This window comes from Solwaraspora sp. WMMA2101 (assembly GCF_049179175.1).
In the GTDB taxonomy this organism is placed as follows: domain Bacteria; phylum Actinomycetota; class Actinomycetes; order Mycobacteriales; family Micromonosporaceae; genus Micromonospora_E.
In genome coordinates, this window is sequence record NZ_JBMHMA010000006.1 from 3,820,736 (window position 1) to 3,837,510 (window position 16,775).

General features: G+C 67.1%; 11 protein-coding genes. 7 read left to right on the forward strand and 4 right to left on the reverse strand.

Features of this window, described 5'->3' with window-relative positions; all coding sequences use genetic code 11:
• Positions 1-32: 32 nt before the first annotated feature.
• The 4 genes from ACN28F_RS18305 to ACN28F_RS18320 all read left to right on the forward strand — a co-directional run bounded on the left by ACN28F_RS18305 (position 33) and on the right by ACN28F_RS18320 (position 10,311).
• The gene (locus tag ACN28F_RS18305) at positions 33-6,857 is read left to right on the forward strand and encodes a polymorphic toxin-type HINT domain-containing protein (RefSeq protein ID WP_421358843.1); all 6,825 of its coding nucleotides are present in this window, start codon (positions 33-35) and stop codon (positions 6,855-6,857) included.
• The gene (locus ACN28F_RS18310) at positions 6,845-7,477 is read left to right on the forward strand and encodes a hypothetical protein (protein WP_289209144.1); all 633 of its coding nucleotides are present in this window, start codon (positions 6,845-6,847) and stop codon (positions 7,475-7,477) included. The genes ACN28F_RS18305 and ACN28F_RS18310 overlap by 13 nt, the downstream gene beginning before the upstream one ends.
• Positions 7,478-7,742: 265 nt before the next feature.
• Entirely contained in the window at positions 7,743-8,045 is a 303-nt protein-coding gene (locus tag ACN28F_RS18315) for a DUF4265 domain-containing protein (protein WP_289209145.1), read from the forward strand.
• A 1,024-nt stretch (positions 8,046-9,069) separates the two neighbouring features.
• Positions 9,070-10,311, forward strand: coding sequence for a LamG domain-containing protein (locus tag ACN28F_RS18320; protein WP_289209146.1), 1,242 nt, complete (start codon positions 9,070-9,072; stop codon positions 10,309-10,311).
• Positions 10,312-10,436: 125 nt separating this feature from the next.
• Here the strand turns inward: ACN28F_RS18320 and ACN28F_RS18325 are convergent, their stop codons facing one another.
• The gene (locus ACN28F_RS18325) at positions 10,437-10,922 is read right to left on the reverse strand and encodes a MarR family winged helix-turn-helix transcriptional regulator (RefSeq protein WP_282224202.1); all 486 of its coding nucleotides are present in this window, start codon (positions 10,920-10,922) and stop codon (positions 10,437-10,439) included.
• A gap of 117 nt (positions 10,923-11,039) precedes the next feature.
• Here ACN28F_RS18325 and ACN28F_RS18330 point away from each other — a divergent pair, with 117 nt between their 5' ends.
• Positions 11,040-11,414, forward strand: coding sequence for a DoxX family protein (locus ACN28F_RS18330; RefSeq protein ID WP_289209147.1), 375 nt, complete (start codon positions 11,040-11,042; stop codon positions 11,412-11,414).
• A gap of 28 nt (positions 11,415-11,442) precedes the next feature.
• Positions 11,443-12,513, forward strand: a complete 1,071-nt coding sequence (locus ACN28F_RS18335) for an alkene reductase (protein WP_421358846.1) — start codon at positions 11,443-11,445, stop codon at positions 12,511-12,513.
• Between the two features lie 94 nt (positions 12,514-12,607).
• Here ACN28F_RS18335 and ACN28F_RS18340 read toward each other — a convergent pair whose 3' ends face one another.
• Positions 12,608-13,741: a cellulose binding domain-containing protein gene (locus tag ACN28F_RS18340; protein ID WP_421358848.1), complete on the reverse strand. Its 1,134-nt coding sequence runs from the start codon at positions 13,739-13,741 to the stop codon at positions 12,608-12,610.
• 544 nt (positions 13,742-14,285) lie between these two features.
• Here ACN28F_RS18340 and tnpC point away from each other — a divergent pair.
• Positions 14,286-15,689 carry an IS66 family transposase gene (gene tnpC, locus ACN28F_RS18345; RefSeq protein WP_421358849.1) on the forward strand — a complete coding sequence of 468 codons (1,404 nt, stop codon included), beginning with the start codon at positions 14,286-14,288 and terminating at the stop codon, positions 15,687-15,689.
• Here tnpC and ACN28F_RS18350 read toward each other — a convergent pair.
• Positions 15,596-16,213 (reverse strand): hypothetical protein, encoded by a 618-nt coding sequence (locus tag ACN28F_RS18350; RefSeq protein WP_421358851.1) that lies wholly within the window; start codon positions 16,211-16,213, stop codon positions 15,596-15,598. The genes tnpC and ACN28F_RS18350 overlap by 94 nt on opposite strands.
• The gene (locus ACN28F_RS18355; RefSeq protein ID WP_289209151.1) at positions 16,200-16,643 is read right to left on the reverse strand and encodes a hypothetical protein; all 444 of its coding nucleotides are present in this window, start codon (positions 16,641-16,643) and stop codon (positions 16,200-16,202) included. The genes ACN28F_RS18350 and ACN28F_RS18355 overlap by 14 nt, the downstream gene beginning before the upstream one ends.
• Positions 16,644-16,775 lie beyond the last annotated feature (132 nt).

Genomic DNA, 16,775 nt, shown 5'->3' on the forward strand with positions numbered 1-16,775 from the left:
CCTGCTTCGCCTTCTTCCCCCCTGGAGTGGTGATGAGTTCCCGGATTCTGGTTGCGACCCCGGCCCGCCGTCGACGGCTGACCGCCGGTGTCACCTGGGCAACGGCGGTCGTCGTCGCCGCCGGCCTGCTCCAGGGGGTGGACAGCCCGGCCCGGGCCGAGCCGTCCTCCGGGGCACCGCCCGTCCAGCAGCAGGACGAGCCGGCCCCGGACCGCCCGGCGGCTCCGGTGCCGCCCCGCGAGCCGAACCCGGTGGTGCAGGAGGCGCTGCGTACCGCACCGGAGGTTGCCTGGCCGGCGGCCGGGACGGTGGAGGTACCGGTGACGCCGGTGGCCAGCCCGGCAGGTGCCGCGGGCCGGGCGGCCGGCACCGCACCGCCGAACAAGGTGCGGGTGCAGACCCTCGACCGCGCGGTGTCGACGAAAGCGAAGGTCGACGGACCGGTCACCCGGATCGGACGGGCCGCCGGCGAGACCGGTGCCGGCACCGTCCGGTTGGCGTTGAGCTACGCCGGGATCGCCGACGCGTACGGCGGAGACTTCGGTGCCCGGTTGCGGCTGGTCCGGTTGCCCGAGTGCGCCTTGACCACGCCGGACGCGCCGACGTGCGCGCCGGAGCCGGTGCCGGCGGTCAACAACGCGGAAGCGGACACCCTCACCGCCACGATCGATGTCGGTGCCGGCACGGCGTTGTTCGCGATGGTCGCCTCGGAGGCTTCCGCGCAGGGCAGTTTCGGCGCGACCGAGTTCGCGCCGTCGTCGAAGTGGAACGTGTCGCCGTCGTCGGGTGCGTTCAACTGGTCGTACCCGATGCGGGTGCCGCCGGTGCCGGGCGGGCTGGCCCCGTCGGTGGTGCTCGGCTACAACTCGCAGGCCACCGACGGGCGGACCGCAACCACCAACAACCAGGGCTCCTGGCTGGGCGAGGGCTTCAGCTACGAGCCCGGGTACGTGGAACGCCGCTACAACACCTGCCTCGACGACGGCCGCGACGGCATGGGCGACCTGTGCTGGGCGTTCGACAACGCCGTCCTGATGCTCAACGGCCGGTCCAGCACCCTGGTGCGTACCGGAGACACCTGGCGGTTCGCCAACGACGACGGGTCGAAGATCGAACGGTCCGACGGCCCGGTCGACGGTGCCGTCAACGGTGACAACGATGGTGAGTTCTGGAAGGTCACCACGATCGACGGCACCGAGCACTACTTCGGGCTCAACCGGCTGTACGGCTGGGCGTCCGGCAACGCGGAGACCAACTCGGTGTGGACGGTGCCGGTCTTCGGCGACGACGTCAACGAACCGTGTTACAACGCCACCCTGGCGAACGCCTGGTGCCACCAGGCGTGGCGATGGAACCTCGACTACGTCAAGGACCGGCACGGCAACGTCACCTCGTACTTCTACGAGCGGGAGACGAACCACTACGCCCTGCGGGCGCAGACCAGCGTCAACGGCACCGCGTACCACCGGGGTGGCTGGCTCAAGCGGATCGACTACGGCCAGCGGCACAACGCCGTCTACTCCAGCCCGGCGGCGGCCCGGGTGGCCTTCACCGACGCCGAACGGTGCATCCCGGATGGCAGCATCACCTGCGCACCGGGCCAGCTCAACAACACCACCGCGAACGCCTGGCCGGACGTGCCGTGGGACCGCAACTGCGCCGCAGGCACCAACTGCACGGTCAGCCAGTCGTCGCCCAGCTTCTGGACCCGTAAGCGGGTCAGCCAGATCACCACCGAGATCCGTACCGCCAGTGGTTGGACGCCGGTCGACTCGTGGAACCTGACCCACCTGTTCACCAACAACTCCGACGGCAGCCGCTCACTGTGGCTGCACAAGATCGACCACCAGGGCCGGTACGGTGGCGGCACGCCGTTGACCGTGCCATCGGTCGAGCTTGGCGCACTGCAACTGGCCAACCGGATCGACATCCCCAACGACAACATCGCCCCGCTGATCCGGCCCCGACTCATCACCGTCTACACCGACTCCGGCGGTCAGGTCGACGTCACGTACGAAACCCCGGACTGCTCGGCGAACTCGTTGCCGACCGCCGGCAACAGCACCCGCCGCTGCTATCCGGTTAAGTGGTCGCCCGGCGGCGAGGCGAACCCGATCACCGACTGGTTCCACAAATATGTCGTCAAGTCGGTGAGCGAATCCGACCGGACGAACGTCGAGCCCGGCACCGCCCTGGCTCCGGACATGGTGACCAGCTACGAGTACCTGGGTGACGCGGCCTGGCGGCACTCCGATCCGGACGGCATCGGTGACACCAAGTTCCTCACCTGGAACCAGTGGCGCGGCTACGAGAAGGTCCGGGTCCGCCGCGGCAACGGTGTCACCTTCACCACCCGCACCGAGCACACCTACCTGCGCGGCATGCACGGCGACAAGCACCCGGCCGGTGGCACCCGCACGGTCACCCGTACCGATTCGGTCGGCACCTCCTACACCGACCACGACGAACTCGCCGGCTTCGAGATCGAGACCGCCGTCTACGACGGCTCCCAGGTCAGCAGCAAGTCGGTGACCAGCCCGTGGCGGTACGAGACCGCCAGTCACACCCGGCCGGGCGGCACCGACCGGGCGTTCTTCGTCAAACCGCAGGTCAGCCGAGGCTTCACGGCCCTGGCCGCCGGCGGTTGGCGGGAAACCAAATCGGTCACCACCTACGACCCGGCGTCGGGCAGCTACACCGACCCGGTCGGCCGGGTCACCCAGGTCGAGGATCTCGGCGACGTCAGCACGCCCGCCGACGACCGGTGCACCCGGACCACCTACGCCGACAACCACAACCTGCGGCTGCGGACCCTGGTCGCCCGGGAGGAGACCGGCTCGGTCGCCTGCTCGGTCGCCAACCCGAACCGAGCCACCCAACTGCTGACCGACAACCGGACCTCGTACGACGGCCAGGTGTACGGGGCAACGCCGACCAAGGGCAACGCCACCCGGATCGAGAAGCTCGGCAGCCACACCGGCTCCGCCGCCAGCTATGTCACCGTCGGCGAAGGCACCTTCGACGATTACGGTCGGCCGCTGACGGCCCAGGACGGCTCCGGCGCGGTCACCAACATCGCCTACACCGAGACCAACGGGTTGACCACCCGCAAGATGGAGACCGGGCCGCAGATCCGGGTCGGCACCGCCGACACCCGGTTCATCGCGACCACCGACTACCACCCAGCGTGGGGGCAGCCGGTCACCCAGATCGACTGGAACGGCAAGCGCACCGACGTCGAGTACGACAAGCTCGGTCGTGCCGTCCGGGTCTGGCTGCCACACCGTCCAAGAACGACTTACCCGAATAGCCCACGCATTCAATACACCTACCGGAACCAGGACAACGCGCCGGTCTCGGTGAAGACCGAGCGGCGTGACAACGCCGGAAACTGGGTGACTCCCGAGTACACCATCTACGACGGATTCCTTCGCCCCCGACAGATCCAGGTCCCTGGACCGGACGGTGGACGGCTCGTCTCGGAGACCTTCTACACCGCCACCGGCAAGGTGGCGAAGTTCAACGACAAGTTCCACGCCGCCGGTGCCCCGTCAGCAACACTGTTGAAGACGGTCAACGGCGACGTCGACCTGCAGACGGTGTACGAGTACGACGACCTCGACCGAGTCGAGCACACCATCACTCAGGTCGCCGGCCAGGAGAAGTGGCGGACCGTCACCACGTACGGCGGGGACCGGGTGCATGTCGACCCGCCGACGGGCGGTACCCCGACCACCACCATCACCGACGCCCGTGGGCAGGTCGTCGAGCTACAGCAGTACCACGGTGCCGGGCCGAGTGGCAGCTCAGACCGCACCACTTACACCTACACCCCGGCCGGCCAGCAGGCCAGCGTTACCGACCCGGCCGGCAACGTGTGGACCTACGAGTACGACCAGCGGGGCCGCAAGATCGAAGCGGTCGACCCGGACAGCGGGACCAGCACCTTCACCTACAACGACTACGACCAGCTGACCTCGACCACGGACGGCCGTGGTGTCACACTGAGCCACACCTACGATGTGCTCGGCCGCAAGACCGGCACCTACCAGGGCTCGGTCGAGACTGGCACCAAGCTGGCCGAATGGGCATACGACTCCGTCGCGAAGGGACAGCTCTACGTCGCCACCCGCATCGTCGCTGGCGGACACAAGTACCACACAATCTACCTCAGCCGAGACGATTTCTACCGCGTAAAGCAGGTAAACTACTCTATTCCAGCTGCCGACACGCATTCCGACCTGGGTGGCACGGTTTCCTTTACCACTGAATACAATCCTGATGGCACCGTCGCAACTACGGGATTCCCAGAAAAAGGTGGACTTCCCGGCGAAAGTATCACCTACAACTACGACAATCTGCAGAGACTTACGCAGGTCGTCGGATACCAGGCGTATCTGGGCGGTGCCGATTACGCTCCGACCGGTGAGCTGCTGCGCGCGCGGGTCAGCGCTGGTAGCCGCCTGGTCTGGGGCGCTTACGAGTACGAGAAGGGCACTAAACGGCTTACCCGCTCGACTCTGAGCCGACAGGCGTTCCCGGGCGACAACCCAGCAACGCCGACCAGCGACATCGACCAGCACTACGAGTACGACGCTGCCGGTAACGTGCTGTCGATCGCCGATCGGCCGGGCTCCGGTGTGCGGGACATCCAGTGTTTCCAGTACGACTACCTGCGGCGGATGACGCGGGCGTGGAGCACGGCGACGACCGCGAGTGATCCGTGTGCGGGTGGTCCGGGCACCAGTGGGGTGGGCGGTCCGGCGCCGTACCACCATTCGTACGAGTACGACCTGGCCGGTAACCGGTTGAGCGAGACGATCCACGCCGCTGGCGGGGCGGACGAGGTGGAGCGGACGTATTCGTATCCGCAGCCGGGTCAGGCGCAGCCGCACACGTTGTCGCAGGTGGTCGAGGAGACCTCGGCCGGTGACCGGTTGTACTCGTACGAGTACGACGCGGCGGGCAATACGACGAAGCGGGTCCGGGTCGGTGAGGAGCAGGACCTGGTCTGGAACGCCGAGGGCCGGCTGGAGTCGGTGACCGAGGACGGGAAGACCACCAGTTTCGTGTACGACGCCGATGGCGGTCGGTTGGTCCGGAAGGATCCGGATTCGATCACGGTGTATCTGCCGAACATGGAGTTGAAGCTGAACCGCTCCAATTCGGTGGTCGATGGAACGCGGTACTACCCGGTCGGTGGTCAGCTGACCGTGGTGCGGACGGTCGCTGGTGTGCAGGTGCAGGCGGCGGATCATCACGGGTCCGGGCAGGCTGCGGTGGACGGGGCGACGGGGCAGATCAGGCATCGTCGGATGGCGCCGTTCGGCACTGCGCGGGGTATCCAGCCGGGGACCGGTCAGTGGTTGGGTGAGAAGGGCTTCGTTGGTGGTACGGAGGATGTGTCGACGGGGTTGACGCATCTGGGTGCGCGGGAGTATGACCCGCAGACTGGTCGGTTCATTTCGGTGGATCCGATTATTGATGTGGGTGATCCACAGCAGATGCACGGGTACGCGTATGGGAACAATTCGCCGGTGTCGTTTACGGATCCGGATGGTTTGCGGCCGTTGGCGACGGGTGGTGGTGCGGAGGAGGACGCGTACTGGCAGTCGCGTGGTGAGCAGTTGGTGTACTCGATGTCGTCGAACCGGTGGACGGTGGTGCCGCGGCCGTCGCGGCCGCCGGTGCCGCCGGAGGTGGTGCAGGCGCGTCGGGATGTGGAGGAGGCGAAGCAGGTCGTTGTCGCGGTGGCGAAGGAGCTCGGCCAGATTTTGATGGACGAGTTGGGGATCACCGATGCGGTGGATTGTTTCATCAACGGTGACCTGGGTGCTTGTGCGATGACGGCGTTGAACGTGGTGTTGACGGCGGTGGGTGGTGCGGCGGGGAAGTTGTTGGCGCGGTATGGGTTGAAGCCGTGGAAGTTGAAGGAGCTCGGGGACCGGTTGTGGAACCTGGGCGGGAAGCTCAAGGACGCGGTCGGTACGTTTTTCTCCAGCCGGAGGAAGCTGGACGGTGCTGAGGCGGCGGCGCCTGGTTGCAACAGTTTCGTGCCGGGCACGTTGGTGTTGCTGGCTGATGGTTCGTCGAAGCCGATCGAGGATCTCGAGGTCGGGGATCTGGTGGTGGCGTCTGATCCGGAGTCTGGTGAGACGGCGGCGAAGGCGGTGGTCGCCACGATCGTCGGGCACGGGGTCAAGGATCTTGTCGAGATCACGGTCGACACCGACGGTGACCGGGGGGACGCCGAGGGGGTGCTGGTCGCGACCGACGGTCATCCGTTCTGGGTGCCGGAGGTGGGCGAGTGGCTCGACGCCGCCGAGTTGGCGGCCGGGCAGTGGCTGCGAACCTCCGCCGGTACGTGGGTCCAGGTCACCGCCGTACGTCAGTGGTCCGAGACCCGTACGGTCCACAACCTCACCATCGACGACATCCACACCTATCATGTACTCACCGGTGAGACTCCGGTCCTCGTCCACAATACAAGTGTCGGGGCCTGCCCAGTGAATGGGCTGCCTCACGGTGCAATGGGTGAGGCCGCGAGTTACCGTAGGATGTTGGCGGATGGATTCACGAACATTGAGAGCCAAGTTCGGTTCTTGAATGGGAACGGCGATGTCTTTATCGCCGACTTCGTTGGCAAAGACAAGAGTGGGGCATGGGTTGCTGTGGAGGCCAAGACGGGTCGAGGCGCTACAATTAGTCCGGCACAGCAGACCGGCTATCCTGAGCTGGAGTCGACTGGTGCGGTTGTAGATACGACTAAATTGTCGGCGCACGGCATACCCAAGGGGGCAAGGGTGACAATGGGTGTCCAGTTTGATATCTGGAAGTGTCCTGCATGCGGATCCTAGTGGAAGCGTTTAAGCGTGGCGTCGGCCAAATGCTCGCTCAATCGGGCTGGGTCGAGGCATCTTTCGGCGACGAAGAGTATATTGTTTTTGAGATGCGGAAGTGCGGTGGTCTGAGCTTCCTGGTAGGGTTCGATCTTTCAGTTAGAGAATATGGCCTTTCCTTAAATCCTTCTGTTGGAATCCGCCATGACCAAATTTCACCCCTAATCGGTGAGCTCTACGGACTTTCTGACGGCGGCTGGCTCGTTGGCGCAACCCTGGCCGACCTATTCGATGCAGAAGGGCGCGAAGGAGGCCTGCTTCCGCGCTGGGTTGTGCTTCCCGGCGACAGAATCGACATGGTTGTCGACTTGGTCAAGTCGGATCTGGATGCGCATGCGGTTCCTTACCTGGAGGCATACGAAGATATTCGCGATGTCGCTCGTGAGATTCGGACAAAGAAGGCGAGCACACATTTTGACTTAGGTCGCTTGGCCGTCATAGATGCCGAGTGTGGTGATCTGAGATCGGCGTCGGAGGATGTTCGAAAACTCGAAAGTCTTATTCGCAAGGAGCCGCCTTTCGTTGTTGAGCAAATTGAAACCTTCATAAATAATTTTAGAATGCGGTATGGGTGCTAATTTGTCCAAGTGGTATTCATTTGAAGTTGGTGATCCGGAACTTGGGTCTATTGGTGCCGAGGAGGCCCTGGCTTCGGATTCCAGATCGCAGACTTGATTGAAGCTAGCGCTATGACGTCGAGATCGTAGCCGTCCTGGTGGAGTGCGACGGCACAACTCATTCGTAGAATTGCATTATTCCTTGTGGTCGGTTGGTCCGGAAGGATTCAGATTCGATCACGGTGGAGCAATGGGATGATGAACTCCGAGAGCTCTTGGATTAAGAATGACTGAACGTGTCGACTCGGGGGAGAAGAGGTTTCGGGTCGCATTTGACCTCCCACCTGAGGATGGCTCATGGGCTCCGTTCAAGACCGAGCGGCTGTGGGCTGCAAAAACCCAGGTCAAGCTCCATCTTCGGGTCCAGAACACTCCCTTCTACATTCGGGGTATCTCGTATGGGGACATCATTCTCGTGCGTCCAGACGGCGAGCGTCGGGAGATCGTTTTCGATAAGCTGGTCGAGGAATCTGGTAACTCGACAGTGCGCTTGCTGTTCAAAGGAAGCGGAGGGAAAGCTGCAGGCTGAACGATTGCTGACTGAGTTTGAATGTCCATGGGAGATCGGTGCTAAAGACTACGTCGCCGTAGACATCGCTCCGACGATCGACTATTCGATTCTTAGGCCAAGACTGATCCGGCTGAAGGATGAGGGCTTGATTGGTGTCCAAGAAAGCTCCATCTCAACACTTCATCAGGCACAGCTCCCCGCGTTCCCTTAGTTGGCGGAAGGTCGTGAGGAAATACCATTCAGTTCATGGCGTTTGGGCTGTCAGCGTAGGTGTGCTTGGTCGGGTAGGCTGTCATGCCGCTGTAGGTGAAGATGTCGGTCGAAGTAGCCGTAGCAGTTATCTATTGACAGTGATGCGATCGTTTCGTAGGGTAGCGATCCACTCGACTTCGAGGTCTGGCACGGGGGAGGACCGAATGACAGTAGACCCTTGCGCGCCCGCGCGCGGGCTGCAGCAGCTGGCGGTGCTGATCGCGATGGTGCTCGGCGTCCACGCCGTCGCCGCAGCTCCGGCGGTGGCCGGCCCGACCGGGCACGACACTGCGACGTCGAGCAACGTCGCCGCGCCGATCGCGCCGGACATCGACTCGCCGGAGTACCTGCCGCTCGACGCCGACGAGCACACCAGCGCCTGCGCCCAGGACTTCGAGCATCGCGGGGCGATCGGCGTCTACGGCACCTTCACCTTCCACTCGCCGTCCCCTCAGGTCGTCAAGTACCTGTACGGCTTCGGTACCACCCCGTTGCCGGACAACGTCCTGGTGCCGGCGAGCGTTGGCGCGCCAGTGTCGGTGCGCTGGATGCCGGACGGTGACGGGCCGAACCTCGTCACCGTGCAGGCGGTCGACGCCGACGGGTGGCGTTCGCCGATCGCATCCTGCCTGTTCTCCGTACCGACCCGGCTCGCCGCCGGCGAGTGGCCGCTCGACGACCCGGCCGGTGCCACGTCGGCGGCGGCCGCGCGCGGCACCCACCCGGCGGCTGCCGGCAGCGGCGTCACGTTCGGCGTACCCGGGTCGGAGTGCGCCGACCTGGGCGCGCAGTGCCAGCTCGGCCGGGCGGCCCGGCTCACCGGCGACGCGGCCACCAGCTATCTGGCGACCAGCAGTTCCGGCCTGATCGACACGTCGACCGGGTTCGGTGCCAGCGTCTGGGTGCGGCTGACCGCGACTCGGTCGACCGGGTCGCGGTCAGTCAGGACGGCTCCGATGCTCCCGGCTTCACCCTCGGCTTCGACGCCGACAGCGGCCGCTGGGCGTTCGAGATCGCCGCATCGGACTCGCCCGCACCGTCGGTGTGGTCGGTGACCAGCACCGCGCCGGTCGTACTCGGCGAGTGGACCCACCTGGCTGCCGCGTACGACCCGGAGCTGACGACGATGACGTTGTACGTCCACGGTGACGAACAGCCGGTGGCGCTGCGTCAGTCGGTGTGGGCGTCGCAGGGCGCGGTGCAGATCGGTCGCGCTGTCACCGGCAGCGGCTACACAGCAGGCTGGGCCGGGGACCTCGCCGACGTCGCGGTCTTCGATCGCGTACTGGTCTCCCACGAGGTGCGGGAGCTGTCGGCCCGGCCGCCGACCTCGCTCGGCTACTGGCCGTTGGACGAGGCCACCGACGGCAACAGCCCGGAATACGGCGTCGGTGTGGACCTGCGGTTGCACGGCGACTCGCACCTGTACGCCCCGGACCTGGACGAGGACCCGTTCGCTGAGTCTCCGCTGGTCGGCGACGGGCATCTGGTGCTCGACGGAGTCGACGACTGGGCCGAGACCGACGGGCCGATCGCGGTGACCGATCGCAGCTTCACCATCGGTGTACGGGTGCGGCTGACCGTACCGGGCTGCGGTGCCACCGACCAGGCGGTGCTGTCCCAGGCCGGCGTCACCGCCAGCGGCTTCGTCATCCGCTGCAGCGCCGCGTCGAACCGGTGGGAGCTGGTCCTGCCACATCAGGACACCATCGACCCGGCGACGACAGTCGTGCACGACGACTGGACGTACCCGGCAGCGGATTCCGTCGGGCAGCACCTGGCGGTGGTCTACGACTCGGTGCGCCACGAGGTGCGGCTCTACGTCGACGGTCAGCTCTCCGCGACGGGCACTGCTGCGTACACGGCCGGTTGGCGGGCGGACGGCGGCCTGCAGGTGGGCCGGGCGTTGCACAACGGGAGCTTCGGCCAGTACCTCACGGGCGTCGTCGACGAGGTCCGGGTGTATGCGGGGGCCGCCGACGAGATGATGATCGCCGAGATGGCAGGGATGGCGGGTGGCCCGATCGGGTGACCGTTCGCTGAGCGCGGCCTGCGTACCCGGGACAGGGCGCGGGCCGCGCTCAGTGCACGGGGCGGTCCGCGCTCAGTGCACGGGGCGGTCCGCGCTCAGTGCTCAGTGCACAGCGCGGGCCGCGCTCAGCGCAGGCAGGAGTCGTCGGGGTCGATGGTGGTGGTGATGCGTCGGCCGATGTCGCGCAACTGCCGGGACTGGGCCTTGGTGATCGGGTCGAAGACGAGGCGGCGTACCTCGGCGACGTGTCCGGGCGCGGTGGCGACCAGCTTGTCCCACCCGGCGTCGGTGAGCGTCGCGAGGGTGTAGCGGCCGTCGGTCGGGTCCGGTGCGCGGCTGACCCAGCCGCGTTTCTCCAGCCGGGTGACGACCTGTGACAGCCGGGACAGCGATCCGTCGGCGATCATGGCGAGCCGGCTCATCCGCATGGTGCGCTCGGGTGTCTCGGACAGCGCGGCCATCACCTGGTACTCGAAGTGGCTGATCCCGGCGTCGCGCTGCAGTTGCCGGTCGAGGGCGCCCGGCAGCCTGGCCAGTACGCCGACGAGGGCGAACCAGGTCTCCAGTTCCTCCTTGTCGAGCCAGTGCGGCTGCTCGGTCGGGGTGGCCATGTCGTCGAGTCTAGCTTCAAGCGTCAAGTGATCACGAGAGCTGCGTCACTTGACGCTTGAAGTCATTGCGGGCTAGCCTCGCTTCAAGCTTAAAGTGTGACGACATCGGAGACAGATATGAACATCGTTCTGTGGGTGCTCGCCGGCCTGCTCGCCGCAGCGTTCCTCGGCGCCGGGCTGATGAAGGTCAGCCAGCCGAGGGAGAAACTCGTCGAGAAGGGCATGGGCTTCGCCGCCGACTTCCCCCTGGGCCTGGTACGGACCATCGGCGCACTGGAGATCCTCGCCGCGATCGGCCTGATCCTGCCGGCGGTCACCGGCATCGCCCCGATCTTCGTCCCGCTGGCCGCTCTCGGCCTGGTCGCGATGATGATCGGCGCCGCGATCGTGCACATCCAGCGCAAGGAGTATCCGGCGATCGTGCCCAACCTGGTCCTCCTGGCCATGGCCGCCGTCGTCGCCTGGGGCCGCTTCGGCCCGTACGCCTTCTGACCCGCCACCTACCTGGGGAGACCTGACCATGCCTGACCTGTTCGAGCCGGTGAACATCGGCAAGTGGACGCTGCCCAACCGGATCGTCATGGCACCGATGACCCGGACCCGGGCCACACCGGACGGGCTGCCGAACGAGCACGCCGCCACCTACTACCAGCAGCGGGCCACCGCCGGGCTGATCATCACCGAGGGGGTGCAGCCCAGCGCCGTCGGGCAGGGCTACCCGAACACCCCCGGCCTGCACACGCCCGAGCAGGTCGACGGTTGGCGGAAGGTCGCCGACGCCGTACACGCCGCCGGTGGGCTGATCGTCGCCCAGTTGATGCACGCCGGCCGGATCGCCCACCCGGACAACAAGCACGGGCAGGAGACGGTAGCGCCGAGCGCCGTCGCCGCCGAGGGCACCATGACCACGGCGAGCGGCAAACAGCCGTACCCGATGCCTCGGGCCCTGACCACCGACGAGCTGCCACAGGTGGTCGACGAGTTCCGCCGGGCGGCGCGGGCGGCCGTCGACGCCGGCCTCGACGGGGTCGAGCTGCACGGCGCCAACGGCTACCTGCTGCACCAGTTTCTCGCCCCGACGACCAACCAGCGCACCGACGGCTACGGCGGTTCGCCGGCCGCGCGGGCCCGGTTCGTCGTCGAGGCGGTGACCGCCGCCGCCCAGGAGATCGGCCCGGAGCGGGTCGGCCTGCGGATCTCCCCGGCCAACGGGGCCAACGGCCTGGTCGAGGACGACCCGGCCGAGACCGCCGCCACCTACCGGGCGCTGGTCGACGCGCTCGCCCCGCTCGGCCTGGCGTTCCTGCACCTGTCGATCGACCCGGCCGACCCGCTGCTGGCGGACCTGTCGGCCCGTTTCGGCGGCCCGGTCGTCGTCAACACCGGGTTCGCGTCGGTCACCGACCGGGACACCGCGCAGACCCTGGTACGCAGCGGAAAAGCGGCGGCGGTCGCGGTCGGTCGACCGTTCATCGCCAACCCTGACCTGGTACGCCGGTGGCGCGAGTCGGCTCCGCTCAACGAGGTCGACCAGTCGACGGTGTACGGCGGCGGCGCACACGGCTACACCGACTACCCGACGCTGGACTGACATAGCCGCGCGCCTGACGGCGGCTCGGCGGAGGCTCGACGCGGCCCGCCGCCGGCCCGCCGTCAGGCGCGCATGCCGGCCCGCATTCCTGGTCTCAGACCGCCGGGGCGACGGTGACCTGGGCGCTTCCGGACAGGCAGGAGGTGTCGGGGGTCGCGGTGATCCGGGCCGTTGCTCCTTCGCTGCCGGCGGCGGCGGTGACGGTGACCTGGCGTTCCCGGGTGCCGGCCGGCAGAACCAGCGGCGACACGGTGATCCGGGGGTCACCGGTGACGGTCAGGGTCAACCCGGCGGTGTCGGTGCAGGCGGCCAGCGTGAAGATCATGGTCGTCGTACCGCCGGCCGGCACCTGCACCTGTGACGGGCAGGCGACCACCATCAGCGCCGGCGGCAGGGCGGCCGGGGTGAAGCCGACCTTCGGCGAGTCGGCGGTCGCCGCCGGAGCGACGGTGACGACCCGGGCGAAGGCGGTGTGCCGGGGGACGGTCGTCGAGCCGCCGCGCAGCGCCGGGTGGTCCGGTGGGACGTCGACGCTGTACGGGGCGGCGCTGTCGCTGCCGACCAGGATGTCGTTGATGTAGAACTCGACCCGCGCGATGGTCCCCACGTTGGTGGTGGCGTCGGCGGTCATCTGGATCGCGCAGACTCCGACGGGGTAGCTGCCGTCGCGCGGGCTGGTCAGGGTCACCTGGGGTGCCGGCTCCGGCCCGGTGCCGTCACACGGGTCGCCGTTGATGGTGCATCCCGGGTCCTGCGGCCGGCCGCCGGTCCAGGCGCCGACGTACCCGATCTCGACCGACCGGCCGGCGGCGATGACGTTGTTCCACGTCGTCGGGGTGGCGGTGAGGGTCCTGCCCTCCAGTGTCCAGTTGGCGTTCCAGCCCTGCTGGACCGTTTCGCCGGCCGGCAGGGTCAGCACCAGCTTCCAGCCGGTGACCGCCGTGGCGCAGTTGTTGGTGATGGTGATGTCGCGAAAGACACCGCCACTGTCCGGGCCGTTGTTCCAGTAGCTGCTCTCGATTGTCACGGTCAGGCATCCGGCGCTGGTGGTGGCGTCGCCGGTCGTGCCGGTCGCGTGCGCCGGGACGCTGGCGGTCGCCGTACCGCTGGCGGCCAGGACCACGGCGGCGGCGACGCCGGCTGCGGTCCGCCACCACGAGGTCTGTCGGGAGCTGTGGGGCACTTCATCGGTACGGGAGTGCGTCGGTGGGGTGGACGACAACGACATGGGGCTGGTCTCCTTCGATCCCAGGTACCCGTGCCGACCCGGCGGGCCGGCAGGACGGACGGTCCCACAGCTGTCCGCCGGCCCAGGCCACTGTAGGCACTCCCATCGTGGCATCAGTAACTGTCGATACACAATGGGTGCGCCGTCAGCGCGCCCTGCGCCCACGGCACGCCAAGATCGCGACGATCTTGCGCTTATCGTTGACCGAATCCGACAAATCCTCGCGATGAATGCAAGATCGTCGAGGCGGAGTGCGTCAGCCTGGACCCGCGACGTATCCAGGTCAGCGCTGCCCGACTGCATGTGGTGCCAGGATCACTGGGCGTGCAGAAGTGGGGCGGTTGGGCGGCTGGAAGCGCGGCAGGTTTCTCAATGGATGTCGCGGCATGGTGATCGGATGCGCGTGGGCTGACGAGCCTTCGGCGTGTCTAGTCGATGAGGCGCAGTGGATCACCGGGTTCGATCAGGCTTGGCTACCGGTGACTGGATAGGTTCCTGATCCCGGTGGTGCTGTCTGCTGTGGATGCTGGTAGGTTGACCAGCCATGCCCGCCGATCCGCCGCCGTCGTATGACGAGTTGTTGGCGTTGAACGCCGGGCTGGCCGCACGGCTGGAGCAGGCGCTGACGCGGATCGCTGAGCTTGAGGCCCGGTTGAAGCAGTCGTCGAGCAACTCGTCGAAACCGCCGTCGAGCGACGGGCTGGCCAAACCGGCGCCGAAGTCGCTGCGGGGCCGTTCGGGTCGCCGGCCGGGCCGCCCGGCCGGGGGCGAGGGCACCACCCTGTCCCAGGTGGCCGATCCGGACGTGGTCGTCCGGCACGTGCCGGACATCTGTGGCGGCTGCGGTGACGGCCTGACCGACCCCGCCGAGGTGACGGTCACCCGCCGGCAGGTGTTCGACATCCCCCAGCCCCGGGTCGTGGTGACCGAGCACCAGATCGTCACCGTCGCCTGCCCGTGCGGGCACCACACCACCGCCGCGACACCCGCCGGGGCCACCGCGCCCGCCGTCTACGGACCACGGATCGCCGCGATCGGCGTCTACCTGCTCCACGGACAGTTCCTGTCCATCGGCCGCACCGCCGACGCGATCCGTGACCTGTTCGGCCTGCCCGTCGCGCCAGCCACCATCACCGCCTGGGTCACCCGCACCGCCCTCGGCGTCATCGACACGGTGCTCCCCGTCATCCGTGACCGCGTCCGCCACGCGCCGGTCGCGCACTTCGACGAGACCGGCATGCGCGTCGACGGCCGCCTCGCCTGGCTGCACTCCGCCTCCACACCCACCGACGTGTTCCTCACCGTGCACCGCCGGCGCGGCACCGCCGGAATGGACGACGCCGGCGTGCTACCCGGATACACCGGCGTCGCCGTGCACGACGCGTGGGCCCCGTACGACACCTACACCGACGCGGTCCACGCCCTGTGCAACGCCCACGTCCTACGCGAACTGGTCTACGTGGTCGACACCGCCACCGGGCAGGTCGCCGACCTCGCCGGCCAGGCCATCGACGCCCTGCGGCACCTGAACCGCCTGACGGTCACGGCCCGCGCCGACGGCGGTGAACCCGACCCGGCCGACCTCGCCGAACAGACCCACCTGCTGCGCTCGGCCGTCGTGCTCGGCGCCGCAGCCACCGCCACCCGCACCGACAAGCTGCACCGCAAGTACCACGCCCTGTTCGTGCGACTACGGGACCGACGCGCCGACTACCTACGCTTCGTCACCGACCCGGCCGTGCCGTTCGACAACAACCCGGCCGAGCGGACCATCCGCATGCCGAAACTCCGGATCAAGGTCTCCGGCAGCATGCGCACCATGACCGGAGCCGAACACTTCGCCGCGATCCGCAGCTACACCGCCACCGCCACCCGACACGGCATCAACATGCTCGACGCACTCACCCGAGCCGCCGCCGGCAGCCCTTGGATCCCCACAACCGCCTGACCCACCTCGCGCGCTTGCGGTATTCCAAGGTCCCACGCACCTATCCAGTCACGGCTACCGTAGGCATCTTCGACCCTCAGCTGGGCGTCGAGGCCGTACTCCTCGGTGGACGCGATGGCCTTCGCGAGGACTGCTTCCAGCTCGTCTGTGCCGATCCTTGCCTGGTCGAGGAGGTGCTGGACGATCGCCACCGCCGATGCTGCCGCCACCTCCTGCGGGATCTCCTCCCGACGCTTCGCGTCCAGCACCGACATGATCATCCCTTCGGTCGCCCGAGTGTCGATCGACGTGTCCGAGGGGAGGTTGAGGCGAAGCTCCGCGACGAAGCGGATGACCTCGCCCCGGCTGGCGCCCTCCGGGAACAGTCGTCTCACGGCGTGAATGAACAGGGAGGTGATGAGGGCTGCCGCGCCGAGCTGGTCCTCAGGTGAAACATCCTCCTGGGCGGTCGGCACGTCTGCGTCATCATCGAGGGTGAGTAGCGCCCGCACGAGGGCAACCGCCCCTGGGCTAATCCTCTTCACTCCACTCCTCCGCGAGTTGACCAACCTCTGCGAGGAAGCGGTCCAACTTGTCGGCCGGTGCGTCCGAAAGCAGGTGCCACAGCACGACGAGCTCGGTTTCAAGTAGTGCGCCCTGCTCGGCGTCCTCGACGTCGTCGGTTTCGCCGGTGAGTGCCGAGACCAGCAACTTTTCGGCCAGTTCCGGATCGAGATTAAGCGTCGTATCCGCGAACTTGCTGCGAATATCGGCGACCAGGTGAATAACCTCGCCTCTGGTGGTCCGGTCCCCGAGTCGTTCGCGCGCGGCGAGGAAAAACGCTGCTCCGAGCACCAGGCCAAGCTCCTGCCACCCTGCTTCGTCAAGCTGCTGGCAGCGTTCCTGGTATATGGCCGGGTTGCCGTGGGTCAGTTCCCGAAGCAGTTCCAGGTGTGGTGTCCGATCAGTCGTCAAGCTTCCGCCTCCGGGTCTTTCGGTCATCTAGTTTCTTGAGGATCAGGGCGACTGTTGCCGCGATGACGATTGCGGCGGACTCGGCAGAGTCGGCGTAACCAGGGGTTTGGTTCGAAGGTCCTGGTGTCGGCG